Below are 375 nucleotides of genomic sequence, written 5' to 3' on the forward strand. Positions count from 1 at the left end.
CCCGTGGCCAGCACCCCAGACGCCCTGGCCACACGCATCCGCGACGATACCGCGGCGTGGGCCACGCTGATCCGCACGTACCACATCACGGCGGAATAGCCTCCCGGCGCTTCGCGGCACACCCGCCGGCGCCCCTCCCCAAGTTTCCAACCGAGTCGTACCTGGCCGCACCCTGCGCCGTGCAGGGTGGCCTGCGGCCGTCATTTCAGCGTGACTTCTTGCACGAGCGAGGGCAATCATGGATTTTGTGTTGAACGGAAAAGCGACCCGCTTYGACGGCGACGGCGATACGCCGCTGCTGTGGGTGATTCGCGATGACGCCGGCCTGACCGGCACCAAGTACGGCTGCGGCATCGGCGCATGCGGCGCCTGCAC

At 67.9% G+C, this 375-nt stretch carries 1 protein-coding gene; it reads left to right on the forward strand.

The genetic code is table 11. The features are described from left to right. Window positions 1–238: 238 nt before the first annotated feature. Window positions 239–375 (forward strand): 2Fe-2S iron-sulfur cluster-binding protein (locus AB4Y93_RS28925; RefSeq protein ID WP_441897228.1); only part of this gene is annotated, 137 nt, incomplete at its 3' end.

The sequence above is a fragment of the Paenibacillus sp. YAF4_2 genome, from assembly GCF_052113225.1.
Taxonomy (GTDB): Bacteria; Bacillota; Bacilli; order Paenibacillales; family Paenibacillaceae; genus Pristimantibacillus.